Annotated in this window: 23 protein-coding genes; 8 read left to right on the top strand and 15 right to left on the bottom strand. The window is 72.3% G+C overall.

Annotated elements, in window-relative coordinates; all coding sequences use genetic code 11:
* Positions 1 to 168: 168 nt before the first annotated feature.
* From fxsA to ACFYYF_RS08955, 5 genes are all read right to left on the bottom strand, one after another.
* A complete protein-coding gene (fxsA, locus tag ACFYYF_RS08975) occupies positions 169 to 387 on the bottom strand; it encodes an FxSxx-COOH cyclophane-containing RiPP peptide (RefSeq protein ID WP_388772834.1) in 219 nt (72 codons plus the stop codon).
* Between the two features lie 53 nt (positions 388 to 440).
* A complete protein-coding gene (locus tag ACFYYF_RS08970; protein ID WP_388772833.1) occupies positions 441 to 3,755 on the bottom strand; it encodes an SAV_2336 N-terminal domain-related protein in 3,315 nt (1,104 codons plus the stop codon).
* Between the two features lie 7 nt (positions 3,756 to 3,762).
* Positions 3,763 to 4,791 carry an AAA family ATPase gene (locus ACFYYF_RS08965; RefSeq protein ID WP_388772830.1) on the bottom strand — a complete coding sequence of 343 codons (1,029 nt, stop codon included), beginning with the start codon at positions 4,789 to 4,791 and terminating at the stop codon, positions 3,763 to 3,765.
* 157 nt (positions 4,792 to 4,948) lie between these two features.
* Positions 4,949 to 7,072 (bottom strand): trypsin-like peptidase domain-containing protein, encoded by a 2,124-nt coding sequence (locus ACFYYF_RS08960; protein WP_388772822.1) that lies wholly within the window; start codon positions 7,070 to 7,072, stop codon positions 4,949 to 4,951.
* Positions 7,069 to 7,683 (bottom strand): CU044_2847 family protein, encoded by a 615-nt coding sequence (locus ACFYYF_RS08955; RefSeq protein ID WP_388772819.1) that lies wholly within the window; start codon positions 7,681 to 7,683, stop codon positions 7,069 to 7,071. The genes ACFYYF_RS08960 and ACFYYF_RS08955 overlap by 4 nt, the downstream gene beginning before the upstream one ends.
* A gap of 154 nt (positions 7,684 to 7,837) precedes the next feature.
* Here ACFYYF_RS08955 and ACFYYF_RS08950 point away from each other — a divergent pair, with 154 nt between their 5' ends.
* Positions 7,838 to 8,023 carry a DUF6104 family protein gene (locus ACFYYF_RS08950; RefSeq protein ID WP_037674049.1) on the top strand — a complete coding sequence of 62 codons (186 nt, stop codon included), beginning with the start codon at positions 7,838 to 7,840 and terminating at the stop codon, positions 8,021 to 8,023.
* 62 nt (positions 8,024 to 8,085) lie between these two features.
* Here ACFYYF_RS08950 and ACFYYF_RS08945 read toward each other — a convergent pair whose 3' ends face one another.
* A complete protein-coding gene (locus ACFYYF_RS08945) occupies positions 8,086 to 8,919 on the bottom strand; it encodes a hypothetical protein (RefSeq protein WP_388772816.1) in 834 nt (277 codons plus the stop codon).
* Between the two features lie 164 nt (positions 8,920 to 9,083).
* Here ACFYYF_RS08945 and ACFYYF_RS08940 point away from each other — a divergent pair, with 164 nt between their 5' ends.
* Together ACFYYF_RS08940 and ACFYYF_RS08935 are read left to right on the top strand one after the other, a co-directional pair.
* On the top strand, positions 9,084 to 10,145 hold the full coding sequence (locus tag ACFYYF_RS08940) for a DUF4097 domain-containing protein (protein ID WP_388772813.1): 1,062 nt from the start codon (positions 9,084 to 9,086) through the stop codon (positions 10,143 to 10,145).
* A 1-nt stretch (position 10,146) separates the two neighbouring features.
* Positions 10,147 to 11,226: a helix-turn-helix transcriptional regulator gene (locus ACFYYF_RS08935; protein ID WP_388772811.1), complete on the top strand. Its 1,080-nt coding sequence runs from the start codon at positions 10,147 to 10,149 to the stop codon at positions 11,224 to 11,226.
* Positions 11,227 to 11,745: 519 nt separating this feature from the next.
* On the opposite strand, the gene ACFYYF_RS08930 is transcribed toward ACFYYF_RS08935, so the two are convergent.
* The 4 genes from ACFYYF_RS08930 to ACFYYF_RS08915 all read right to left on the bottom strand — a co-directional run bounded on the left by ACFYYF_RS08930 (position 11,746) and on the right by ACFYYF_RS08915 (position 15,246).
* A complete protein-coding gene (locus tag ACFYYF_RS08930; RefSeq protein WP_388772809.1) occupies positions 11,746 to 12,333 on the bottom strand; it encodes a Clp protease N-terminal domain-containing protein in 588 nt (195 codons plus the stop codon).
* The gene (locus ACFYYF_RS08925) at positions 12,333 to 12,542 is read right to left on the bottom strand and encodes a helix-turn-helix domain-containing protein (RefSeq protein WP_148010429.1); all 210 of its coding nucleotides are present in this window, start codon (positions 12,540 to 12,542) and stop codon (positions 12,333 to 12,335) included. The genes ACFYYF_RS08930 and ACFYYF_RS08925 overlap by 1 nt, the downstream gene beginning before the upstream one ends.
* Before the next feature lie 166 nt (positions 12,543 to 12,708).
* On the bottom strand, positions 12,709 to 13,674 hold the full coding sequence (locus ACFYYF_RS08920) for a zinc-binding dehydrogenase (protein ID WP_388772805.1): 966 nt from the start codon (positions 13,672 to 13,674) through the stop codon (positions 12,709 to 12,711).
* A 348-nt stretch (positions 13,675 to 14,022) separates the two neighbouring features.
* On the bottom strand, positions 14,023 to 15,246 hold the full coding sequence (locus tag ACFYYF_RS08915) for an NADP-dependent malic enzyme (RefSeq protein WP_365495707.1): 1,224 nt from the start codon (positions 15,244 to 15,246) through the stop codon (positions 14,023 to 14,025).
* 538 nt (positions 15,247 to 15,784) lie between these two features.
* Between ACFYYF_RS08915 and ACFYYF_RS08910 the strand changes: the two genes are divergently transcribed.
* The 3 genes from ACFYYF_RS08910 to ACFYYF_RS08900 are packed head-to-tail and all read left to right on the top strand — an operon-like array spanning position 15,785 to position 18,510.
* A complete protein-coding gene (locus ACFYYF_RS08910; RefSeq protein ID WP_388772802.1) occupies positions 15,785 to 16,750 on the top strand; it encodes an ABC transporter substrate-binding protein in 966 nt (321 codons plus the stop codon).
* Positions 16,751 to 16,783: 33 nt separating this feature from the next.
* Positions 16,784 to 17,713, top strand: a complete 930-nt coding sequence (locus ACFYYF_RS08905) for an amino acid ABC transporter permease (protein WP_361683461.1) — start codon at positions 16,784 to 16,786, stop codon at positions 17,711 to 17,713.
* Positions 17,710 to 18,510, top strand: a complete 801-nt coding sequence (locus ACFYYF_RS08900) for an amino acid ABC transporter ATP-binding protein (protein WP_361683463.1) — start codon at positions 17,710 to 17,712, stop codon at positions 18,508 to 18,510. The genes ACFYYF_RS08905 and ACFYYF_RS08900 overlap by 4 nt, the downstream gene beginning before the upstream one ends.
* A gap of 108 nt (positions 18,511 to 18,618) precedes the next feature.
* On the opposite strand, the gene ACFYYF_RS08895 is transcribed toward ACFYYF_RS08900, so the two are convergent.
* The 3 genes from ACFYYF_RS08895 to ACFYYF_RS08885 form a co-directional block, all read right to left on the bottom strand.
* Entirely contained in the window at positions 18,619 to 19,404 is a 786-nt protein-coding gene (locus tag ACFYYF_RS08895) for a hypothetical protein (RefSeq protein WP_388772798.1), read from the bottom strand.
* The gene (locus ACFYYF_RS08890) at positions 19,401 to 19,892 is read right to left on the bottom strand and encodes a SigE family RNA polymerase sigma factor (protein ID WP_388772795.1); all 492 of its coding nucleotides are present in this window, start codon (positions 19,890 to 19,892) and stop codon (positions 19,401 to 19,403) included. Before ACFYYF_RS08890 ends, ACFYYF_RS08895 begins: the two co-directional genes overlap by 4 nt.
* A gap of 125 nt (positions 19,893 to 20,017) precedes the next feature.
* A complete protein-coding gene (locus ACFYYF_RS08885) occupies positions 20,018 to 20,776 on the bottom strand; it encodes a class I SAM-dependent methyltransferase (RefSeq protein WP_361683469.1) in 759 nt (252 codons plus the stop codon).
* Between the two features lie 100 nt (positions 20,777 to 20,876).
* On the opposite strand from ACFYYF_RS08885, the gene ACFYYF_RS08880 reads away from it, so the two are divergent.
* Positions 20,877 to 21,506 carry a CGNR zinc finger domain-containing protein gene (locus ACFYYF_RS08880; RefSeq protein ID WP_361683471.1) on the top strand — a complete coding sequence of 210 codons (630 nt, stop codon included), beginning with the start codon at positions 20,877 to 20,879 and terminating at the stop codon, positions 21,504 to 21,506.
* On the opposite strand, the gene sodX is transcribed toward ACFYYF_RS08880, so the two are convergent.
* The gene (gene sodX / locus ACFYYF_RS08875; protein ID WP_361683503.1) at positions 21,410 to 21,844 is read right to left on the bottom strand and encodes a nickel-type superoxide dismutase maturation protease; all 435 of its coding nucleotides are present in this window, start codon (positions 21,842 to 21,844) and stop codon (positions 21,410 to 21,412) included. The genes ACFYYF_RS08880 and sodX overlap by 97 nt on opposite strands.
* A 145-nt stretch (positions 21,845 to 21,989) precedes the next feature.
* On the opposite strand from sodX, the gene sodN reads away from it, so the two are divergent.
* Complete coding sequence (gene sodN / locus ACFYYF_RS08870; protein WP_053662116.1) at positions 21,990 to 22,385, top strand: superoxide dismutase, Ni; 396 nt, start codon at positions 21,990 to 21,992, stop codon at positions 22,383 to 22,385.
* Between the two features lie 148 nt (positions 22,386 to 22,533).
* Here the strand turns inward: sodN and ACFYYF_RS08865 are convergent, their stop codons facing one another.
* Positions 22,534 to 22,731 carry a hypothetical protein gene (locus tag ACFYYF_RS08865; RefSeq protein WP_339131415.1) on the bottom strand — a complete coding sequence of 66 codons (198 nt, stop codon included), beginning with the start codon at positions 22,729 to 22,731 and terminating at the stop codon, positions 22,534 to 22,536.
* Between the last annotated feature and the right edge of the window lie 423 nt (positions 22,732 to 23,154).

Below are 23,154 nucleotides of genomic sequence, written 5' to 3'. Positions count from 1 at the left end.
CCACGCCGCGAACCGCGCCACGGCCCCCTGCCCGTACCGGGCGGCATGCCCGCCCGCACACCGGCCACAAACACCGGTCGTCCGAGATTGTCCGGTTCAATCATGAGGGTGGCCTTGAACTGACACACCATGAGCGACACTTGTTCGATTCGTCACTCACTTCGCTTTTCAGAAAGCGTTGTTGAACCCCCACAGGATCTCGCTGGGTTCCTCCGAGCGGGCACGCAGGTCGGCCAGCACCTCCGTCAGGACCGGGTGCTGGACGGTCCGCAGCTCCGCCAGGTCCAGCTCCAGCAGATCGGGGACAGGGAGATCCGCGGCCTCGTCCCCCGCCCCGTCCCCGTCCCCGTCTCGCACACCATCCCGTACGTCGTCCCGTGCACCCATGTCGTCTCCCTCGCCTTCCCTGACTCCGCCCCGGCGGCCGCCGGCAGGCGCTCTTACTCCAGCTCGGCCAGCCGCTGCGCCGTCTGCCGGGCCGTCGGTTCGCCCGTGCTCGCGACGCCGTCCGGCAGCCTGGACCAGTCGGTCCGTGCGGACCGGTAGGCCTCGCGCGCGGCACGCGGGCGCGCCGCCGCTTCGTAGGACATACCCCGCCAGTGCTGTGCCCGAGCGGCCAGTTCCACGGCCTCCTGGCGCGTGCGCTCCGTCTCCGCGTCCTCCTCGGCCTCGCGGGCCGACTCGGCCGCGGCCCGGAAGGCGTCGATGGCCTCGTCGAGCCGCGCCTTGCGGCCGAGGCTCTGGTACGCCTCGAACTGGGCCTGGCCGAGCTCCAGCCAGCAGCGGGCGGTGGTGAGCGGCGGGCCGTCCTCGAGGGCCGCGAGGCCGAACAGGTGCTCCGCCTCGCGCAGGTCGACCCGGTCACCGCGGGCGCGGTAGCGCAGCATGAGCGCACGGCCGAGGAGCAGCAGGCGGTGGGCGAGTTGGCGGCTGCCCGCGGGCGTCTCGGTGCGGCAGTCCCGCAGCACCCGGATGGCCCGGTACAGCGTCTCGCCCGGGGCGCGCCCGCTGTCCGCCACGGCGTGCCGCAACAGGGCCTCGCCCCACTCGGCGAGGACGTCGGCGTGCGCGGGCGCGTCCCGGGGCACTCCCCGGGAGGCCTGCTCGAACCGCGCGGCGGCGTCCTGGAGTTCGCGCGGGTCGCCCGTGTCGGCGTACCGGGCGACGTGGATGCGCCCGGCCCGCACCAACAGGGCGGAACGCAGGCCCTGTTCGCGGGTCAGCGCGAGCGCCTCCTCGACATGGTCCCGCGCGTCGTCCAGTGAACCGCCGGATCCCAGGAGCGCGTCGACGAGGTCGAGGAGGATGCGGACGCGCGAGGACTCGCCGTCGAGGGCGGGTGTGTCCCGCGGTCCGGTCTCCAGGGCGGCGCGCAGGGAGCGCGCGCCCTGTTCCGCGTACAGCCTGGCCTGTTCCTGGTCGGCGGTGGCTCCGGACAGGCGCAGCAGGACCCGGCCGTGGGCGAGCGGGAGCCCGGAGGGGCGGCTTCGCCGGTCGGGCCAGGCGTCGGCGAACGCCTCCAGCATGCCGACCGCGCCCTGGAGGAGCGCGCTGTCGCCGCCGAGGCGCCACTGCGCCTCCAGCGCCCGTACCCGTTCCAGGGTGAGCCGCAGGGCCTCGGCCGCGTCCAGGTCGGGCGCGGCACAGGCCACCGCGTACTCGCGGTCCGCGCGTTGCAGCAGGTCGAGCGCGCCGCGCCGGTCGCCGCGCCGCCTGCGGTCGGTGGCGGCGGCGTGCAGCACGCGGGCCAGGACGGCCCGCTCGCGCAGGGCCCGCGGGTGCGCGACGGCGCGTTCGGCGGCGGCCTCGGCCTCGCGCAGCAGGTCCGCGCCGCCCTGCACCTCCCACAGGAGCAGGACGCAGTTGGCGTACTCGGCCCACAGTTCGGGGTCGGCGCCGGGGAGTTCTTCGTGTTCGGTCGCGCCGCGCAGCAGTTGGACGGCGTCGATGAGGTCCTGCACCATGCCGTCGCTGCCGAACTGGCCTGCCAGCGAGCGGGCTCTGGGCACGGCGGGGTGGGTGGGCCGCCGGCCGGTCGGGCCGTCGGGCCGGCGGGTGGGCGCGTATCCGGCGAAGTGTTCCGGCAGCGGCATGAATCGCTCCAGTACCCGTGCGGCGACCTCGGCGAAGGGCTGGGGCACGAGGGTGGCGCCGCCGTTGTCACCGTTCTCGCCCGGGTATCCGGCGCCGGGCGAGAACGGCGGTCCGGAGCCGGCCTCGCCGAGCTGTGCCAGGGCCAGGGCGGGGAAGTTGGGGCCTCCTTTGCCGAAGCGGTGCTCGATGTATTCGGAGCAGTGCTTGAGCACGAGCATGGCCTCGTCGAGGCCCAGCGGGGACAGCAGGGCCTCCTGCGCGCCGGGCGCGAACTCGTACCACTGGGTGCCGTCCGCGCCGTACTCCTCGGCCTTGGCACGGGAGACCAGTCCGCTGAGCAGGACTTCGGCCAGTTCGGCGGGCCCGGAGTCGGGGAGCATGGTGCGCTGGACGAGTTGCATGACGGGGAGACTGAGCGGGGCGGCGGCGAGATAGCCGGCCAGTCGCCCGGCGGCCTTGGAGGCGTTGGAGCGGAACCGGCTGACCAGTTCGAGTCCGGACATCCGGCGGCCGGGCCGGGCGCTCGGGGCGGGCTCGTGGTTCCTGCGCACCCAGCCGACGGCCCCGGCCACGGGTCCGGCGCCGGCTCCGGACAGCAGTCGCGCCCAGGCGCCGAGCGCGGTGGGCTCGGGCGGCAGGACGGGTACCGGGAGCGCGCCGCCGCGTGCTTCCGGCGGGGTGCCGGCGGACAGCCGGACCCTGAGCGTGGCGGCCCCCGCGAGGGCTTCGCCGCGTGTCAGTTCGCCGTACGACACCGGAAGGCGGGTGCGGTTCCACATGCGCTGCGGCAGCGGCTGGAGCACGGCGGCGGGGCCGAGCCGGGACAGGTGGTGCAGGAGCCGGTGGGCGTGACCGCTGTGCCACAGGGGGCCGGCGCAGTCGCTGACGAGGAGGGTGACACGGCGTCCCGTCGGGTCGCTCAGCCGGTCGGCGGAGTGCAGGGGGGCCGCGCCGGGCTCGGGGCTGCGGCTGACGGCGGGTCCCTCGTCGGGGCCCTGGTGGAGGTGGCTGATCTGGATGTCCCGGAAGGCGCCGAGCCGGCTGAAGACCTGTTCCAGTTCGGCGAACATCCGGTCCCACACGCGCATGGAGGATGAGGCGTCCAGGACGAGCTGGAGGGTGGCGTCGGCCCGGGTCACGCCGCGGAACACCGGCAGGACCAACCCGCCCGCCCGGGCGGTCCGTTCGGCGGTCTCGGGCTCGTCGAGGACATTGCGCAGCGGTGGTGCGGCGGTGCGGTAGCCCTGCAACGGGCGTAATGCGCGCTGGAGTTCGAGGGGGGAAGGGAACGCGGGCGCGGCGGGGACGCCGACCGGCAGCACCGCCGACCGGCCCTGACCGTAGCCGCGCGGCGCGCCGTCGCGCGGCACCGGGTAGAGCGCGACGCGCCGGTCCGTCTCCGTGTCCTGCCACGCCGGTCCGTGCCGGTCCCCGGGCGCCGGGCGTTCGCCTCCCCGCGTGTCCGGGCGCCCTGCCACGGGGTCCTCGGCCGCCGCCCGGCCGCCGGACGGCGGCACGCTCCCCTGTTCGTCGCCGGTCCGGTCCGTCGGGCGGGACCAGCGCGCCAGCCACAGCGCGTCGGCCAGTTGGCGGGCATCGGGATCCAGCCCGGTCTGCCGTATCCGGGCGATGAGTTCGGCGATCGGGTCGCCGCCGGTCATCAGCGCGTCACCTCGGGCGGTCGAGTCGCTGGATGAGCAGGTCGGCGAGCCGGTCGCGGCTGGGCGGGGCCGCGGCGTCCGTGAGGTAGATCGCGTTCAGGAGCTGGTCGGCCGCGACGAGTTCGCTGCGCGAACGCTCCAGGAAGTGGGTGATCAGGTCGTCCCCGGCCCGCGCCGCCTCGTCGCCCAGGTGGGCGCGTACGAACGTGGCGAGCCGCTTGTGGTCCGGTCGGCCCAGTTCGAGGTGGATGCAGCGGCGCATGAGCGGGGCGGGGAAGTCGCGTTCGCCGTTGCTGGTCAGGACCACGAAGGGGAAGGCGTGGCAGCGCACCCGGCCGTCGCGCACCAGCGCCTTCGTGCCGTCGGCGGTGAGCACCGCGGCCTCGCCGCCGGGCAGCCGGTCGGCGACGCGCTGGAGCTCGGGGATCTCGAACTCGCCCTCCTCCAGGACGTTCAGGAGGTCGTTGGGCAGGTCGATGTCGCTCTTGTCCAGTTCGTCGATCAGCAGCACGCGCGGGGTCTCGGAGGGCAGCAGCGCGGTGCCGAGCGGGCCGAGCCGGATGTAGCTGCCGATGCCCTCGACGGAACCGGGGGCGCCGGGTGCGGCGGGGTCCGCGCCGTGCGGGGCGGCGAGCTGCACGTCCTGCAGCCGGGCGATCGCGTCGTAGTGGTAGAGGCCGTCCCGCAGTGTGGAGCGGCTGACGATCGGCCAGCGCAGGACGTTGCCGAGGCCGAGTTCGTAGGCCACCGAGTGCGCGAGCGTGCTCTTGCCCGCACCGGGGCTGCCGGTGACCAGCAGGGGCCTGCGCAGATAGAGCGCCGCGTTGATCATTTCGAGTTCCTCGGCGCCGGGCCGGTGCAGTTCGGCCAGATGCCGGTACGCGCCCAGCCTGCGGTCCTCGGAGCCGTCACCGTCGGTCCCGGCGGCGTCCCGGCTCGCGAAGTCGCGCCACGGCGGCGGGGCCGGAAGCCGGTTCAGGCCGTCGTGGGGTTCGCCTGCGCCTCGGTAGATGAGCCACTCGCTGGAATCGGTCATTGCCCAGTCCTCGTCGTCACTCGTCCACCCCGGCAGCCGTCGATCGTCGCCTCACCGTATCGATCCGCGGAGGGCCCCGTAAGGCCCCAAGAGGGGCTCGTGGCAGCCCACTTCGGCCTGCCTCGAGCATCGCGCGACAGCGGGTCCACCGATCCGGTCATGGCGCCTCCAGCAGGTCTCCGGTCCCGGGCAGGGGCCGGCGCGGGTCGTCGTAGAACAGGGCGATCCCATGGGCCCAGTAGGTCTCCGGCCGGCCCTCGCGCAGTCCGGCCCGCAGGGCGTGCACCAGGGCCGGGAGCCGGTCCGCGCCGCCCGCGCCCGCCACCGTGTCGCCGGCTCTTCGGTGGAACTCGCCGCAGACCGCTTCGGACTGCCCGCGCCAGCGCCGCCACAGCGCGACGCCGTATCCGCCGTGCACGATCCGGACGAGCGCGACCGGGTCGTCCGCGAAGCGGTGGTCCCCGTAGCGGCAGAGCACCGGGACGGTCTTGTGCGGCAGGCCGCGCAGCGAGTCCGCCGCCGGTACCGGTACCCGCAGACCGTCCTCGCAGTCGAGGACCTCGGCCTGCGCGCCGTGCGCGTGGATCCACCGCCAGCGGGCCTCGCGTTCGTGCTGCTCCTCGTCGGCGGGGAGCGGTTTTCCGGCGTGGGCGGCCGTGTCGGCGGGTTCGGGGAGCTGTTCCCGGTCGGCGCAGCGCACGACGACGGGCCGGTGGGCGCCGAGCGGCACCTCGTCGGGCCCGAACCGCCAGGCGTCGACGTCGAGTCCGAGCAGCAGATGCGGCAGCGCGACCTGGAGGTCGGCGGGCCGCCCGGGTTCGTCGCACTGGCGGAAGGCCTCCGTCAGGGGCGCGGCGAGTACGGCGGGCAGCTCCTCCAAGGGGGTGCGTTCGCCGTCCCGCAGCCGCAGCACCTCCCCGGTGGGGCGCCCCACGGAGACGTGCCAGTCGCAGCGGCCCGGCTCCCAGCCGAGCTGTTCGATTTCGAGGAGGACGTAGAGGCGGGGCGCACGGTCGGCGCTCTGCGCGGTGGCGTGCGCCGCCTCTGCTTCCGTCGCCGAGGGGACGCGCGGCGCCACCTGGAGCCGTTCGATCCACTGCTGGCCGAGGCGGCGCCGGTACGCGGGCCCCGGACGGCCCTCGGCGGTCTGCCGCACCCACTCCCACAGCGCCCGTTCGGCGGCCCGGGTGCCCGGCGTGACGAACGGGCGCTCGGCCGACATCGCCCGCATGGCGTAGTCGAGGACGAGGTCGAGGGCCCCGTCCTGGCGCGGGCTCTCGTACAGCGCCCCGAGTCCGTCGCGCCAGCCGCGCGGGGCCGGGTGCGGGATCGCCGCCCGGTCGCCCAGCAGGGATTCGAGCAGGCCGAGCAGGGCGCGGGTGCTGACCGGCGGCGGCAGATCGGCGAGCCGGCCGAGCAGTTGGGTCCGCTCCTCGGGACTGAGGGCCCGGCCGGGCCGGGCGCCGAGCTGGTTCTGGACGTCGGCCCAGGTGCTGCGGTCGGTGTCCGGGTGGCGCTGCCGGTCGCGGTGGTAGCGGTCGTGCGCGTGGAAGACGGCGTGGTACGGGTCGTCGTGCTCGGCGGCCGGCTCCTCGGCCGGCACCGGAAGCGACCGCAGCTGCTCCACGCCCGTGCAGGTCCCGCCGAGCCCGCGGTCCGTGCGCGACTTGAGGACACCGACGACCTCACCGCGTACGGGGTCCACGACGGGTCCGCCCGAGACGCCGGGCGGCAGCACGTCGCCGCCGAGGCGGATCTGTTCGTCGTCGGACCAGCCGCCGAGCGTGCCCTGGACCGTGCAGGTGCCGCTCAGCCGGCGCAGCTCCCCGCCGACCACCGACCAGCCGGAGTAGAGGACGACGGACTCCTCGTAGTAGGCGGCCGGGCGTTCGGTGACGTACGCGCAGTCGTGGTCCACCGGCTCGCGCAGCCGCACCAGGGCGAGGTCGGGGGACGGCCAGGTGCCCCGTGACGGGATCGCGGCACCGTCCGGGAGGACCGTCGCGACCTCGCCGGTGACGGCGGACGTGCCGTGGCCCGGACCCCTCTCGTACACGACCGTCACCTCGTTCCCTTCCCCGCTCCGGACCACATGCGCGCAGGTCAGAACCCAGTTCGGCGCGATGAAGAAGCCGCTCCCGAGGAACGTGCCGGGTTCGTCGAGGGCATACCCGGGGCCCGCACGATGGATGCGCACGGTCGCGGCCATGACGAGATCACGCAGCGCACGGTGAGCGTTCCCGGGGCCGCCCGGTGCGCCCGGGGCGTGCCCGTCCGTCATGCTCCGCCCCCGCCGGAGGGGCCGACGGCGGCGCCGTGCGCCGGGGCGCCGGGAGACGCGCCCGCGTACGGTGCGGCGGTTCCGTCCCCTCGCCGGCCGGGTGGCCCCGCATCCGGGCCGGCTGTCCCGCCCGCATCCGGGCCGACTGTCCCGCCCGCATCCGGGCCGACCGTTCCTCCCCCGTCCGGGCCGGGTGTCCCGCCCGCCTCCAAGCGAGCTGTCCCGCCCCCGTCCGGGCCGGCTGTCCCGCCCGGTTCCAGGTCGGGTGGACCGCCGTTCCAGGTGAGCGTCACCGTGATGCCCGCCTTGGCCTCGCCGTCCGCGAGCAGTCCGACCACCTTGCCGGCCTTCGCCGTCAGCTCGATGCCGAACTCGACGCTGACCTCGTCCGGCCGCACCGCGCGCAGCGGGGCGGCGAGCGAACGCGCGACCCCGGTGATCAGTGACTGCAGGGACTCAACCTGTGCCTCGACGCGCTCCGCGAATCCGACGTCCGTCAGCGACAGCTCGCCGCCGGGATCCTCCAGTTCGTCCGCTCCCGAGATCCGGGCCCACACCGGTGTCCCGTCCGGCATCTCGATCCGCGCGATGCGCGTCACCGCGTCGCTCATGGCATCCCCCGTTCCCCCACGCCCCCGTGGTCCGAGCCGACCTTGCAGGCTAGCGGCAGGGGCCCGCGCACGACAGAGGCCCTCCACGGGCCCCTGGGGCCTGCCTATCCTTTTCCCAGCGTTCCACTTCCCTTTCACCCACGGAGCACCATCCATGTACTTCACCGACCGCGGCATCGAGGAACTTGAGAAGCGGCGCGGCGAGGAAGAGGTCACCTTCGAGTGGCTCGCCGAGCAGCTGCGTACGTTCGTCGACCTGAACCCAGACTTCGAGGTGCCGGTGGAGCGGCTGGCGACCTGGCTGGCCCGCCTGGACGACGAGGACGACGACGAGGAGTAAGGGGACGGGCTGCGCTTGCGCCCGGGGCCCGAGGCCGGGCGGCGCTTGCGCCCGGGTCCCTGTCAGTCGTACGCGCGCAGGTGGTCGTAGGCCAGACCGAGGGCGCCGCGCAGCGTCAGGACCGCGCCGGCGACGATCCAGCCGCCGCTGCGGCGCCGGATCCCCCAGGCGGTGAGCGGTACGCCGACGACGAGCTGGGCCGCGGCGAGGGTGCGCGCCCTGGGGCCGCGCAGCCAGGGCCCCAGACCGCCGCTCTCCACGACGTCGAGTTCGGCGCCCACGGCGGCACGCCAGCCGGTCCACTCGATCTGCTCGGCGTCCGGCAGGATCCGCACCGCGTCCCGGAGCCGTTCCACGGGTTCCCCGGGGTCGACCCCGGCCGGGAGGACCACCCCCGCGCGGGTGAGGACGGCGAGCAGACCGGTCACGCGCGCGTGTGCGTCGGACACCGGGTCGGGCCGCGTCAGCGGTTCCAGCAGCTGCATGTCGAGCACGGGGTCGAGCCCCAGACGGGCGGCGAAGGTGCGCATCGCCTCGTCCTCGCCGACCGGGGTGCCGTTCGCCAGCCATTCGTAGCCGACGGTGCGCCGGAAGCCCGAGGCCAGGGTGAAGCCGCTGCGGTCGGTGTCCCACCACAGCGCGAGGACGGGCCAGGGCGCGCCGACGGCGAGCGCCGCGGCCCAGCCGGTGAGCACGCGGTCGACGGGTTCCGCACCGTCCTGCCAGGGCTTGCCCTCGGGGACCAGGACGCTCCAGTCGGGGCCGGCTCCGGCGAGCAGCATCCGCTCGCGCAGGAGTTGGACGGCGGGGCCGACCGACTCCGGACGGGCCCGGCACAGGAGCAGGGCGCCGGGGGCCGGACGGCCTCCCCTGGGCGCGCCGGAGGGAGTCGACATAGCCCCACTTTAGGGCGAATTGCCCGCTTCGATGCACCCATGATCCCCAAAACGGGTGTCTTGACTTTCCGTATCCGCGATATATCGTGAATACGGGAGACGCGATATGCCGCGTCGAGCTCGGGCTCTTACGCGGGTCCGGTCCGGTCGAGGAGGTCTGCACCATGTCCGAGTGGTCCGTGACAGAGCCGAGGAAGCTCTCCTTCGACGGTCCCGTGCAGACACTGCACGTACGCATCGTCAACGGAACAGTGAACGTCGTGGGGACCGACGAGGGTTCCGCCCGGCTGGAGGTGTCCGAGCTGGACGGCCCCCCGCTCCAGGTGACCCAGGAGGGCGGCACCCTCACGGTGGCCTACGAGGACCTTCCCTGGAAGGGATTCCTGAAGTGGCTCGACCGCAAGGGCTGGCGCCGTGCGGCCGTGGTCTCCCTGGCCGTCCCGACCGGCACGCACGTCGAGGTGGGCGTGGTCGGCGCGGCCGCCGTGGTCTCGGGGACTGACGGACGCGTCCAGGTGAAGGGCGTCACCGGCGACACCACGCTCGTGCGCGTCGCCGGCCCCGTGCGCGTGGAGACCGTCTCGGGGAACCTGGAGGCCCAGGCCGTCACCGGCGACCTCCACTTCAACTCGGTCTCCGGCGACCTGACCGTCGTCGAGGGCTCCGGAACCTCCGTGCGGGCCGAGTCGGTGAGCGGTTCGATGATCGTGGACCTCGACGCCACGGGCTCGCCGACCGACGTCCGGCTGTCGAACGTCTCGGGCGAGATCGCCGTCCGGCTCCCCCACCCCGCGGACGCCGAGGTGGAGGCGAACACCGCGAGCGGCAGCGTCTCCAGCGCGTTCGAGGACCTGCGGGTCAACGGCGCGTGGGGCGCCAAGAAGATCACCGGCAAGCTCGGCGCGGGCAACGGCAGGCTGAGGGCGATGACGGTCTCGGGCTCGATCGCCCTGCTGCGCAGGCCCCCGACGGAGGACGAGCCGCCGTACGAGGACGCCCCCGGCCCCCGGGAGACGGCCCCGCCTGCCGACTCGGACACGGCGGCCGACGCGACAGCTGACGCGACAGTCGACACGCCGGCTGACACGACGGCTGACACGACGGCCGACGCTGCCACTGGCGGCGCGGCCACTGACGGCGCGGCGAACGGCACCGCGAACGGCACGCCGGGCGACGATGCCACCGAGGGCCGGCCGGCCGACTCGACCGACAAGAAGGTGCTCTGACATGGCCCCCGTCTTCGCCCACGGCCGACTGCGCCTGTATCTCCTCAAGCTGCTGGACGAGGCCCCGCGCCACGGATACGAGGTGATCCGCCTCCTGGAGGAGCGCTTCCAGGGCCTGTACGCGCCCTCGGCGGGCACCGTCTACCCCCGGCTGGCGAAGCTGGAGGCCGAGGGACTCGTCACGCACACCTCCGAGGGCGGCCGCAAGGTCTACGCGATCACCGACGCGGGCCGCGCCGAACTGGCCGACCGCAGCGGTGAGCTGGCCGATCTGGAGCTGGAGATCCGCGAGTCCGTCGCCGAGCTCGCGGCGGAGATCCGCGCGGACGTCCGGGGCGCGGCAGGTGACCTGCGCCGCGAGATGCGGGCAGCGGCCACGGAGGCACGCCACGGCTCCAGGGCGGGCGCCGGGCCGAGCCGGCACGACGGTCCCGCGGACGGGTCCGGCGGTCTCGACGACTTCCAGGACAGGGAGTCGTGGCGGGCCGCGAAGGAGGAGATGCGGCGCGTCCGTCACGAGTGGAAGGAACAGGCCCGCCGCGCGAAGGACGAGAGCCGCCGCGCCCGCGACGAGGCGCAGCGCGCCCGCCGCCAGGCCAAGGAAGCCCAGGAGAAGGCCCGTGCGCAGGCCCAGGAGGAGATGCAGCGCATGGCCAAGCGCGTCCAGGACCAGGTCCAGGACCACTTCGCGCGCGGGGACTGGCCGACGGGCGTGCGCGAGGGGCTGACCGAACTGGCCAAGGAATTCGGCGACTTCGGGAAGAACTTCGGCAAGGACCTCGGGAAGGATCTCGGCAAGGACTTCGGCTTCGGCCGCACTCCCTCCGGGGCGCCCTCGGACGCGGAGTACTCGACCACGCCGGAGGACTTCCCGGCCGCGTACGAACCGGCCTGGGCCCACGAGGACTCCACGGGCAACCCCGCCCGGGACCTGGACCGCCTGCTGGACCGCTTCCGTGACGACATCCGCGACTCGTCCCGGGACCACGGAATCACGGAGGACCAACTCCGCGACATCCGCGCCCACTTGTCGAAGGCAGCGGCCCACATCGGCTCCACTCTGCGAAACACGCGGCCGTAACAGCCGCCGCAACTCCCCCGATGCCGGCGCCTGGCGCCTCCGTCGCCGGGCACCTCGGTCGGGCACCTCGGTCGGCGGGACCACGTGCGTGGCCTCGCCGACCCGGCCGGCCTCCGGTGCCACGGGCCGCCACCGGCCGAGGCCCGAACACTCAACGGCTCGCGCCGGGCTGCTCGGCCGCCGCCCTCAGGTCACCCCGGCTGACATCGGTCCGGGTCCGCGTCGCCGGCCCCGGTGACACCGGTCCGGGTCCGCGCCATCGGCCCCGGCTCACACCGGCCCGGGTCCGCGCCGCCAGCCTCGGGCCACCCGGTCGGGCGCCAGCCCCCACACAACTCGCCGCGGTGCCTGCACGGTTCACGCCGGCTCAGTCACCGGCCGACCCGGCCACCGCACACCCCGGGTCCGACGGGCACGACCGGTACGGGCCTGTGCCGACCCCGCGCCACCACCGAGCCCGCCCCGCGGGGCGCACCCCGGCCCCGTCCGGAGCAGGCGGGGCGCATCCCGAGCCCCGCCCTACCCGGCCTCCGCCACCCCGGTCTCGCCGGGTGAGTCGGTTTCGCCGTACAGGACGCGTGTCACCGAACCGTAGGTGACGTCGTGATCGGCCAGGGCCTCGGCGGCCACCCCGCCCCGCAGGGTGATCGCCAGGAGCAGGTGCTCGTCCCCGATATGCCGGTCACGTCGGGCGGCGGCGATCCGCAGGGCTCGCACCAGCACGTCCTTCGCCTCCTGCCCGAAGGGCCGCCTGCGGGCCCGCCTGCCGTTCCCGCCCCGCCTGCCCGCCTCCAGCGCGCCTTCTCCGTGGGCCTCCTCGATCCGGGAGACGATCTCGGACAGGTCGATGCCGAGCCCGGACAGGGCGTCCGCGTCGGCGCGCGAGAGCCCGCCCCTGCGCCGCGCCTCGGCGAGGTCCCGCTCCAGCGACTCCCGGAAGCCCGGCTCCCCGAGCGAGGAGACGGCGAAGGAACCCCGGCTGCCCTCCCGGTCAAGGAGGGCGAGCAGCATGTGCTCCTCCTCGACCGTCTCGGCGCCCACTCGTTCGGAGTGCGACACCGCGCCCTCGACGACGGCACGCGCGTCCTTGGTGAAGCGTTCGAACATCACTGCCTCCCGTACTTCTTGTGCACGGCCTGCCTGCTCACTCCGAGTTCCGCGGCGATCTCCTGCCACGACCAGCCCTGATGGCGCGCACTGCGCACCTGTACCGCCTCCAACTGCTCCAGCAGCCTCCGCAGCGCGGAGACCGCTCGCAGCCCGATCCGCGGATCGCGATCACCCGCGCGCTCGGCAAGATCCGTTGCTTCGGTCATGCTGTCAACTTACGTTGACAGCCCCCCTCCTGTCAACCAAAATTGACAGCAACCCAGGGGCGGACCCTCGGCAGGGCATGCGAAACGGCGGGCCCGGAAACCCGGACCCGCCGTGAATGACCGTCGCCCGGCCGGCCGTACGCACACGGCCGGCCCCGCGGGGCGGTCAGCCCGTCGTCAGCACGATCTTGCCGAACAGATCGCCCGACTCCAGCCGCTCGAACCCCTCACGGGCCCGGTCCAGCGGCAGCACCTCGTCGACGACGGGCCGGACCCCCGTGGCCGCACAGAAGGCCAGCAGGTCCTCCAGCTCGTCCTTCGTCCCCATGGTGGAGCCGACCACCTTGAGTTCGAGGAAGAAGATCCGCGTCAGCTCGGCGTGCGAGGGCCGGTCACCGCTGGTGGCACCCGAGATCACGACGGTTCCGCCGGGGCGCAGCGACTTGACCGAGTGCGACCAGGTGGCCGCGCCGACCGTCTCGATGACGGCGTCGACCCGCTGCGGCAGCCGCGCCCCGGGCTCCAGCGCCTCGACGGCACCGAGTTCGAGCGCACGCTTGCGCTTGGCCTCGTCACGGCTGGTCGCGAAGACGCGCAGTCCGGCGGCCCTGCCGAGCACGATCGCGGCGGTGGCGACGCCTCCGCCGGCCCCCTGGACGAGGACGGAGTCGCCGGGCCGTACGCCGGCGTTGGTGAACAGCATGCGGTACGCCGTCAGCCACGCGGTCGGCAGACAGGCGGCCTCCGCGAAGGACAGCTCCTTGGGCTTCGGCAGCACGTTCCACGTCGGTACGGAGACCTGCTCGGCGAAGGTGCCCTGGTAGCGCTCGGTGAGGATGGACCGGGGCTCCTTGGGGCCGACCCCGTGCCCGCTCTGGCCGATGACGGAGTGCAGGACGACCTCGTTGCCGTCCTCGTCGACTCCGGCGGCGTCGCAGCCGAGGATCATCGGCAGTTTGTCCTCGGCGAGGCCGACTCCGCGCAGCGACCACAGGTCGTGGTGGTTGAGGGAGGCGGCGCGGACGTTCACGGTCGTCCAGCCCGGCCTCTGTCCGGGGGCCGGGCGTTCCCCCAACTCCAGGCCGTTCAGCGGCTGGTCACGGTCGATTCGGGCGGCATAGGCAGCGAACATGACCTTGACGATAGGCTCCGCCCCCGGCCGGGGGAACCGCCTCCGTCTGTGACACGTCCCCCACCGGCCGCGTGGCCCCGGGCACAGACGTCCTTCGCCCCCTCCGCCCCTGCCCGTCCCGTACCCGGGGCTCCGCCCCAGACCCCGCTCCTCAATCGCCGGAGGGGCTGAACTTTTGCCCGCCGGGGAGTTCCAGCCCGTCCGGCGATTGAGGACGAGGCCGTCCAGGCCGAAGCGGGGGTCCGGGGGCGCAGCCCCCAGAAACGGGACGGGAAGGGGCGGAGGGGGCGAAAACAGGGCCGGCCCCGCCGGGAAGGGTCCCGGCGGGGCCGTGCGAGGCGCTGCGCGTCAGCGGCGGGCGACGCCCTCCGCCCGGGCGGCGGCAGCCACCGCGGCCGTCACCGCCGGAGCCACCCGCTCGTCGAACGGCGAGGGGATGACGTAGTCCGCGGCGAGCTGGTCCCCGACGACCGCGGCGAGCGCGTCGGCGGCGGCGATCTTCATGCCCTCCGTGATCCGGGAGGCCCGGACCTGGAGCGCACCGGCGAAGATCCCCGGGAAGGCCAGCACGTTGTTGATCTGGTTCGGGAAGTCCGAGCGCCCGGTCGCGACGACGGCCGCGTACTTGTGGGCGATGTCGGGGTGCACCTCGGGGTTCGGGTTGGCCATCGCGAAGACGAAGGCCCCCTTCGCCATGGAGGCGACCGCCGGCTCCGGCACCGTACCGCCGGAGACGCCGATGAAGACGTCGGCGCCCGCGAGCGCCTCCTCCAGCGAACCGGAGATCCCCGCCTTGTTGGTGATCTCCGCGAGCTCGCGCTTGACGTCCGTCAGGTCGTCCCGGTCACGGGACACGACGCCCTTGCGGTCGGCGACCGCGACATCGCCGAGGCCCGCCTCCAGCAGGAACTTGGCGATGGCGATACCCGCCGCGCCCGCGCCGGAGATCACCGCGCGCAGGTCGCCGAGCGAGCGCCCGGTGAGCCTGGCGGCGTTCCGCAGGGCCGCGAGGGTGACGACCGCGGTCCCGTGCTGGTCGTCGTGGAAGACGGGAATGTCCAGCCGCTCCTGGAGCCTGCGCTCGATCTCGAAGCACCTCGGTGCCGAGATGTCCTCCAGATTGACGCCGCCGAACGAGGGAGCCAGCCGGACCACCGTCTCGACGATCTCGTCGACGTCGGTGCAGGCGAGCGCGATGGGCACCGCGTCCACTCCGCCGAACTGCTTGAACAGGATGGCCTTGCCCTCCATGACGGGGAGCGAGGCCTCCGGGCCGATGTCGCCGAGCCCGAGCACTGCCGTGCCGTCGGTCACCACAGCGACCACGGACGACTTCCACGTGTAGTCGTGGACGAGTTCCGGCTGCTCGGCGATCGCGCTGCACACCTTCGCGACGCCGGGCGTGTAAGCCAGGGACAGGTCGTCCTTGTCGCGGACGGGCACCGTGGCTTGCACAGCCATTTTGCCGCCGCGGTGCAGCGCGAAAGCCGGGTCGAAGGAATCGAGGGGCTCTGCCCCGCCTTCCTGATCCGTACTGCTGTCGCTGCGAGGATTGACGATCTCCGCTGCCACTTTGTTTACCCCTTAAGTCTTCAATGTTTGAGGGTGTCCACTCCTGGTTGAGGGGTGGGCGGGCACCGCGCAGGCCCTGCCGCCGTGGTTGCGTACGGGCCGCTGCGCGACGGGCGCGCCGCACACGCGCCCTGAGCCCCGGATGAGGGGTGTAAAGAACCTTCTTACCGGACGGACCGTGCCGAGGACGAGTCCATAGAACCAAGATCACACCTCGGTGAGATGACTCATGCCTTGATCCATTGACACTTCCGGACATGTCCTCGTTCGGCCATGAGTGCCGCGTAGCGGTCTTCCGCTTCTTGCGATGCACCGAAGATCTTCCGGCCGGAAGAAAGGATTCCCGGACAAGATCCGGCCGGACATGACTGACCAGTAACGCTTCGGGGGTCACCCGTTATCCGATTTTGACATAGCGGTCACCCTGAATCTCGCGGTCCGAATGGCAAGATGCCGTCATTACACGAGGTCGCGACACTCGAAGGTGTGTGTTTCCGTCGACCTATCGGCTACTCCCTGATCCGCCGGAGGAACCCTCATGACCGCACGCACCACCCGTCGTAGCAAGGCCGCTCAGTCCCGGATAGCAGCGGTCGGCGCGATCGCGGTCGCCGGCGCCCTGATCCTCACCGGCTGCGGTGACCAGACGGACAAGAGCAGCGACACCGGCAGCTCGGACACGTCCTCGTCCTCCGCGCCGCTCGCCGGCAAGCTGCCTGCCGACATCAAGAAGGCAGGCGTCATCAAGGTGGGCTCCGACATCGCCTACCCGCCGGTCGAGTACATGGAGAGCGGCAAGGCCGTCGGCATCGACCCCGACATCGCGGACGCGCTCGGCAAGCAGCTCGGCGTCAAGTTCGAGTTCCAGAACGGCAAGTTCGACCAGCTCATCGTGGGTCTGCAGTCCAAGCGCTTCAACGCCGTCATGTCGGCCATGAGCGACACGAAGGACCGCCAGAACGGCATCGACTCGGACACCGGCAAGAAGGCCGGCAACGGCATCGACTTCGTCGACTACTTCACCGCCGGTACGTCGATCCTCGTCCAGAAGGGCAACCCGAAGGGCATCCAGTCCCTGGACGACCTGTGCGGCAAGGTCGTCGCGCTGCAGAAGGGCACGACGTCCGAGGGCATCGCCAAGGCCCAGAGCACGAAGTGCACGAAGGACGGCAAGAAGGCCATCACGCTGCAGACCTTCGACACCGACCCCGAGGCGCTGCTCCGTCTGAAGCAGGGCGCGTCCGTCGCCGACCTGAACGACTTCCCGGTCGCGGCCTACAACGCCAAGACCTCGGGCGGCGGCAAGGACTTCGAGGTCGTCGGCGACCAGATCGAGGCCGGCCCGTACGGCATCGGCGTCAGCAAGGAGAGCACCCAGCTCCGCGACGCTCTCCAGGCGGCCATGACCGCGATCATCGAGAACGGTGACTACGCGAAGATCCTGGAGAAGTGGAACGTCAAGGACGGTGCGGTGACCGAGGCCAAGATCAACGGCGGCTCCTGACCCTGCCTGACGCAACACTGAAGGGCAGTCACTGTGACTGACACTGTCGACAAGACTCCGGCGTCATCCGTGCCGCCGGAGCAGATCAAGGCCATCCCGGTGCGCCACTACGGCCGCTGGGTGGCCGGGGTCCTGGTCATCGCGGTTCTGGCGCTGATCGTGCTCGCGTTCTCCAACGCGAACATCAACTACAGCATCATCCCGGACTACCTCACGGACTCGACCATCCTGTCCGGCGTCTGGCACACGCTGTACATCTCCGTGCTGGCGATGCTGCTGGGACTCGTGCTGGGCGTGATCCTCGCGGTCATGCGGATGTCCTCGAACCCGGTGACGAGCACCGTGTCGTGGCTGTACATCTGGTTCTTCCGCGGCACTCCGGTGCTGGTGCAGCTGCTCCTCTGGTACAACATCGCGCTCGTGTTCCCCGTCCTCAACCTGGGGTTCTACAAGGACGAGATGAACCAGGTGATGACGCCGTTCCTGGCGGCTCTGCTCGGACTCGGCCTCAACGAGGCCGCGTACATGTCGGAGATCGTCCGGGCGGGCATCCAGTCCGTCGACCTGGGCCAGACCGAGGCGTCGCACGCGCTCGGCATGACCCAGGGCAAGACGCTGCGCCGGGTGATCCTCCCGCAGGCGATGCGCGTGATCGTGCCGCCCACGGGCAACGAGTTCATCAACATGCTCAAGACCTCGTCGCTGGCCTACGCGGTCCAGTTCAACGAGACGATCAAGGCGGCCACCGACATCTCCAGCACCTCGCTGGCGGTCGTCGAGATGTACTTCGTCGCGTCGATCTGGTACCTGATCCTGACCAGCATCTTCAGCGTCTTCCAGTACTACCTGGAGCGCCGCTACGCCCGTGGTTCGTCGCGCACCCTGCCGCCGACCCCGTTGCAGCGTCTGAGGAAGAACCTCCGTCTGTTCGGTTCCTTCCGCCGCCCGGAGGTGGCCCGATGAGCAGTCTCAGCAAGGACATCACCCCGAGCACGAGCGGCCGGCCGATGGTCAAGGCCGAGGGGGTGCACAAGTCCTTCGGGCTCGCGCACATCCTCAAGGGCATCGACCTGGAGGTGAACCCCCGCGAGGTGTTCTGCCTGATCGGTCCGTCGGGTTCCGGCAAGTCGACCTTCCTGCGGTGCATCAACCACCTGGAGAAGATCAGCGCCGGTCGCCTGTACGTCGACGGTGACCTCGTGGGTTACCGCCAGAAGGGCGACAAGCTCTACGAGCTGAAGGAGCGCGAGGTCGCCGCCCAGCGGCGGGACATCGGCATGGTGTTCCAGCGCTTCAACCTCTTCCCGCACATGACGGCGGCGGAGAACGTCATGGAGGCACCCGTACAGGTCAAGGGCGAGACCAAGGCCGTCGCCCGTGAGCGTGCGGAGCGGCTCCTCGACCGGGTGGGACTGGGTGACCGCAAGGGTCACTACCCCGCCCAGCTCTCCGGCGGCCAGCAGCAGCGCGTGGCCATCGCCCGTGCGCTGGCGATGCAGCCCAAGCTGATGCTCTTCGACGAGCCGACCTCGGCTCTCGACCCGGAGCTCGTCGGCGAGGTGCTCGACGTCATGCGGGACCTCGCGGAGGACGGCATGACGATGATCGTCGTCACCCACGAGATGGGCTTCGCCCGTGAGGTCGGAGACTCGCTCGTGTTCATGGACGACGGTGTCGTGGTCGAGTCCGGCAACCCGCGCGACGTCCTGACGGACCCCCAGCACGAGCGCACCAAGTCGTTCCTGTCGAAGGTCCTCTGACGAGAACGCCGTGCCCCCGGGCGCAGGGACAAGGGGCGGTACGGGTCTCCCGTACCGCCCCTTCCTCATGCCCCCGTTCCCGCTCCCCCCGTCGTCCCTCGCTTCCCGCTACTTCAGGAGGGCGGGGTTCTGGATCAGCGCGGTGAGCTGGGCCCGGGTCAGCGGGGGATTCACGAGCATGGGCCCGAGCCGGCCCCTGCCGTGGAAACCGGTGCTGGCCCGTACCGTGAGCGACCGGCCGTCCGTCAGCCGCAGGACCGCGTCGTACTCCCGGCCCCCGGCAGGCTCCGGGGCCAGGTCGGAGTCGGCCGCGGGCGTCTCCCAGACGCCCAGCAGCGCGCCGTCGGAGAGTTTCTGGGTGGTGCAGTCGATGCGCCCGTCCTTGGCAGCGTCCTTGCAGGGGTTCTCCGGGCCCGCACCGCCCGCCCCCGTGTCGGTCTCCGAGCGGGTGGCGATGTGCACGCTGATGTAGCCGACGCCCTCGGGCCGGGTGACGGCGTAGTCGCCGCCGTACCGGCCCAGGGGCTTCGGCAGCGCGATGCTCTGCGACTGCTTCATGACACGCGCCAGCGAGATCTCGCTGATCCTCCCGGTCCCGGGCGGAAGCAGCTTCGCGAAGCGGCCCGCCTTGGTGGCACGGTCGGCCGCGGTGGGCGAGTTCGCCACGCTCGCGCCGTGCCCGGCGCCCGGCACGCCGGGGCCGAGGAGCAGACCGGCCGCCGCGGCTGCCGCGACGGCGCCCGTCACCGTCGCGCGCCGGCGCCACCGCACCCGCGCGGCCTTCGCGAAGACCGCCTCGCTGCCGCGGCCCATCGGCACCTGGATCTCGTCCACGGCGCGTGCGAGCAGGTCCCTGACGTGCTCCGTCTCCGCCTCCGCCGTTTCCTGATTCACGCGTATTCCTCCCGCACCGCGGCCTTCAGCGCCGCGAGTCCCCTGGCCGTGTGGCTCTTGACCGTGCTCTCGCGCATGTCGAGCACCTGGGCCGTGGCGGCCACGCTCAGGTCCTCCCAGTAGCGCAGGACGAGCACGGCCCGCTGCTTGGGTGTGAGTTCCGCGAGCGCGGCCCGCACCATGAGTCCGGTGTCGCTGTCGACCGACCGCCCCGCCACGTCCGGCACGTCGCCGTACGCGTGCTCGCGCCGCCAGAACCGGCGGCGCGCGGAGATGAAGGTGTTGACCAGCGTCTTGCGCGCGTACGCCTCGAGACTTTCGAGACGTCCGCCGTGCCGGCGCGCGCCGAGGACGACCTTCACCAGGGTCGTCTGGACAAGGTCCTCGGCCTCGTCGCGATTGCCGCACAGCAGATAGGCGCTGCGGAACAGCGCCGACCGCCTGCACTCCACGAAAGCGTGCAGAGCGGCTTCCTCGCCGCGCGTCATCCCGCCCCCTTTCCGGCCCGCGCCCGCGGACCGCCTCACCCCTCCAGTGCGGCGGGAGGTGCCGCAGGACGCAGTGGAGGCGGTACGGATTCTCCGTACCGCCTCCAACAGGGTTCGCGGGGGGCCTACTTGACCGCGAGGACCAGCGCGTCCGAGGGTGAGCGCCACACCGGGCGGGCCTCGCCGAAGCCCTGTTCGCGCAGCACGCGCGCGTGCCAGTCGGCGGACGGGGTGTCGCCGTCGGCGTGCTCGCCGTAGATCTCGAAGCGGCGCGCGGTGGGTCCGGCGAGGACGGGGTCCTGGGCGGCCACCTCCCACCATTCGGCCCAGTCGAGGGCGCCGACCTGCTTGGCCTGGTCCATCCGGGCGTGCCGCTGGGCGCGGTCGGCCGCGTTGATGCGGGGTGTCGTCTCGTCGACCATGTGGTCGGCGTTCATGAACACACCGCCGTCGCGGACGAGTTCGGCGATCTGGCCGTAGAGGGCGGTGAGGGGTTCGCTGTGCAGCCAGTGCAGGGCCGTGGCGGTCAGGACGGCGTCGTACGTGTCGTACGGCAGCCGGTCGCGCCACCGCGGGTCCTTGAGGTCGGCGGTGACGAGGGTGACCCGGTCGTCGCCGGCGAAGGTGCCCCCGGCGATGGCGAGGAGGGCCGGGTCGAGGTCGACGCCGGTGCTGGTGGCTCCGGGGAAGCGGGCGAGCAGCCGGGCGGTGATGGTGCCGGTGCCGCAGGCGAGGTCGAGGACGCGGGGTTCGGGGCCGACGAGCGCCTCGGTCATGTCGAGCATCACCCGGAAGCGCTCCTCGCGGTCCGGCATGTACCACTCCTGCTGCCGGTCCCAGCTCCGTTGCCATGCCTGCCAGTCGGTTCCGGTGCCGATGGCCATGAAAGCCCCTCCTCCAGTCGACCACGTAATACCCTGTAAGCGCGATCAGCTGTTACCTGACCACCGTCACGACGATAGAGCGCCTCCGTAAGGACTACAAGTGGAACTGGCCTATTACTCGGATTACGCCGTCCGTCTCGTCAACACCGAGGAACCGGTCCGGGGCAAGGACTCGCTGACCTCCGTCGAGGCCGTCCGTGACCTGTTCGGGGGCAATGCCTCGGCGGCCCGCCGCGCCACGGAGGCCGACGTCACCCGCTTCCGTTCGGTACGCGGGCGGCTGCGCGCGGTCTTCGAGGCGGCGGCCGGCGGCGAGGAGACGCTCGCCGTGGACCTGCTGAACTCACTGCTCCTGGAGTTCCCGGTGAGCCCGCAGATCTCGGGGCACGACCACCGCGACGACGACGGCCGCCCGCTGTGGCACATGCACCTGGCGGACCACCCGTCGAACGCGACCGCGGGCTACGCGGCGATCGCGGCGATGGGCCTCGCCTTCCATCTGACCGAGTACGGCGTGGACCGGCTCGGCCTGTGCGAGGCCGCGCCCTGCCGCAACGCCTACCTGGACACCTCGACCAACCGCTCCCGGCGGTACTGCTCGGACCGCTGCGCGACCCGCGCCAACGTCGCGGCCTACCGCGCCCGCAAGCGCCTGGAGGCGGACCGGGCGGGCAGCACGGGCCTCGCGGCCACCAGCACCCAGCGGACGACGGCGAACGGCGACCGCTGACCCGCTGCCGGCGGGCGGAAACGGAACCGCACCTTCCCGAGGACGAGTTCCTCGGGGACGGTTCCGTAGTCGGTGCTGTCCCCGCCCGCGAACGCGTTGTCCCCGAGCACCCACCAGCCGCCCTCGCGCCGCTCCGCGATCCGCTTCACGACGAGCAGGTCCTGCTGGAACGGATGCCGCAGGACGACGACGTCGCCCGGCCTCACCCGCGCACCCCACTGAACGACCAGCCGATCCCCGTGCTGGAGTGTGGGCACCATCGAAGGGCCCGTCACCTCAGCCGCCCCGAACGGCAGCAGAGCCTTTCCCCGCTCGGTCTCCTGCGACAGCTCCGGCATCAACGGCACCTCCCCGGTCCTATCCTCCACCAGTCCCAGTTTCACCCCGGACTTTTGACGTAAGCCCATGGGGGCACCCGCGAAATCCCCTCTCCCACGGAGTAATGTCCCACCTGAGAAGACGATCACGAGGAAGGACAGCTCAATGCTCTCCCGCCTGTTTGCCCCCAAGGTCAAGGTCAGCGCGCACTGCGACCTGCCCTGCGGCGTGTACGACCCGGCCCAGGCCCGCATCGAGGCGGAGTCGGTCAAGGCCGTCCAGGACAAGATGGCCGGCAACGACGACCCGCACTTCCAGGCTCGCGCCACGGTCATCAAGGAGCAGCGCGCCGAGCTCGCCAAGCACCACGTCTCGGTGCTCTGGAGCGACTACTTCAAGCCCCCGCACTTCGAGAAGTACCCGGAGCTGCACCAGCTGGTCAACGACACCCTCAAGGCCCTCTCGGCCGCGAAGGCGTCCACCGACCCGGCGACGGGCCAGAAGGCGCTGGACTACATCGCCCAGATCGACAAGATCTTCTGGGAGACCAAGAAGGCCTGACCTTCGTCCGGGCCGCCCGAACCGCCTCCGCGCGGATCGCGTCGCCCCTCCTGTGCGCACCCGGACCGTCGGGCCGCCGCTCCCGGCGGCCCGACGGTCCGGGTGCGCACTGCTTTCCGGGGCCGTCCGCGGCGACGGGCGTCCCCGGTCACACGGGCAGCTGGCGCATCTCGATCACCCGCAGGCCCAGGGCCTGGAACCGGGTGAGCAGTCCGTAGAGATGGGCGTCGTCGATCACGGTGCCGAAGAACAGGGTCTGTTCCTTCGTACGGACCCGGTCGAGTTCGGAGAAGGCCGAGGCGAGCGTGTCCGAAACAAGGCCGGCGATGCGGAATTCGTAGCGCATACGAGCACTTCCCTCGGGGCCGGGGCGCGGGTCCGCTGCGATGCCCTGCCATCGTCGGCCGCGCGCACCGATGTGGCATCCCCCGGTGCGGGCGACCTGCCCCCGGCCCCGAACACTCCCGCTCACACCCTCGCCCCTCCACCTTCCTCCTCCGCCCCGGCACCCTGCCCGCCGGGCACGGGAAACAGCCGGAAAAGGACCCGGAAAGGGCCCCGAGAATCCCCGGAGGGTGAGCGGACGGCACCGGCCGGCACTCCCCGGAGCCGGTTCCGGCCCTTTCAGCGGGTGACGCGGGGGGCGCGGCGGCCGGTGCGCGAGCTCACCCGCGAAGGGTGATCCGGCGGGGCGGGGGGTGACCGCACTCTGGAGCCGGAGCAAGACGTCGGGCGTCAGAGAGGGCACCGCTCATGGCCTGCATCCAGC

The sequence above is a fragment of the Streptomyces sp. NPDC001914 genome (assembly GCF_042891215.1).
GTDB lineage: Bacteria > Actinomycetota > Actinomycetes > Streptomycetales > Streptomycetaceae > Streptomyces.
Note: the sequence above shows the minus strand (reverse complement) of the source record. Positions and strands in the feature narration are given on the sequence as shown.

Bases quoted from the DNA above. Each gene is read 5' to 3' on its own strand.
- fxsA (WP_388772834.1), bottom strand. From the start codon at position 387: ATGGGTGCACGGGACGACGTACGGGATGGTGTGCGAGACGGGGACGGG.
- ACFYYF_RS08970 (WP_388772833.1), bottom strand. From the start codon at position 3,755: ATGACCGGCGGCGACCCGATCGCCGAACTCATCGCCCGGATACGGCAG.
- ACFYYF_RS08965 (WP_388772830.1), bottom strand. From the start codon at position 4,791: ATGACCGATTCCAGCGAGTGGCTCATCTACCGAGGCGCAGGCGAACCC.
- ACFYYF_RS08960 (WP_388772822.1), bottom strand. From the start codon at position 7,072: ATGACGGACGGGCACGCCCCGGGCGCACCGGGCGGCCCCGGGAACGCT.
- ACFYYF_RS08955 (WP_388772819.1), bottom strand. From the start codon at position 7,683: ATGAGCGACGCGGTGACGCGCATCGCGCGGATCGAGATGCCGGACGGG.
- ACFYYF_RS08950 (WP_037674049.1), top strand. From the start codon at position 7,838: ATGTACTTCACCGACCGCGGCATCGAGGAACTTGAGAAGCGGCGCGGC.
- ACFYYF_RS08945 (WP_388772816.1), bottom strand. From the start codon at position 8,919: ATGTCGACTCCCTCCGGCGCGCCCAGGGGAGGCCGTCCGGCCCCCGGC.
- ACFYYF_RS08940 (WP_388772813.1), top strand. From the start codon at position 9,084: ATGTCCGAGTGGTCCGTGACAGAGCCGAGGAAGCTCTCCTTCGACGGT.
- ACFYYF_RS08935 (WP_388772811.1), top strand. From the start codon at position 10,147: ATGGCCCCCGTCTTCGCCCACGGCCGACTGCGCCTGTATCTCCTCAAG.
- ACFYYF_RS08930 (WP_388772809.1), bottom strand. From the start codon at position 12,333: ATGTTCGAACGCTTCACCAAGGACGCGCGTGCCGTCGTCGAGGGCGCG.
- ACFYYF_RS08925 (WP_148010429.1), bottom strand. From the start codon at position 12,542: ATGACCGAAGCAACGGATCTTGCCGAGCGCGCGGGTGATCGCGATCCG.
- ACFYYF_RS08920 (WP_388772805.1), bottom strand. From the start codon at position 13,674: ATGTTCGCTGCCTATGCCGCCCGAATCGACCGTGACCAGCCGCTGAAC.
- ACFYYF_RS08910 (WP_388772802.1), top strand. From the start codon at position 15,785: ATGACCGCACGCACCACCCGTCGTAGCAAGGCCGCTCAGTCCCGGATA.
- ACFYYF_RS08900 (WP_361683463.1), top strand. From the start codon at position 17,710: ATGAGCAGTCTCAGCAAGGACATCACCCCGAGCACGAGCGGCCGGCCG.
- ACFYYF_RS08890 (WP_388772795.1), bottom strand. From the start codon at position 19,892: ATGACGCGCGGCGAGGAAGCCGCTCTGCACGCTTTCGTGGAGTGCAGG.
- ACFYYF_RS08885 (WP_361683469.1), bottom strand. From the start codon at position 20,776: ATGGCCATCGGCACCGGAACCGACTGGCAGGCATGGCAACGGAGCTGG.
- sodX (WP_361683503.1), bottom strand. From the start codon at position 21,844: ATGCCGGAGCTGTCGCAGGAGACCGAGCGGGGAAAGGCTCTGCTGCCG.
- sodN (WP_053662116.1), top strand. From the start codon at position 21,990: ATGCTCTCCCGCCTGTTTGCCCCCAAGGTCAAGGTCAGCGCGCACTGC.
- ACFYYF_RS08865 (WP_339131415.1), bottom strand. From the start codon at position 22,731: ATGCGCTACGAATTCCGCATCGCCGGCCTTGTTTCGGACACGCTCGCC.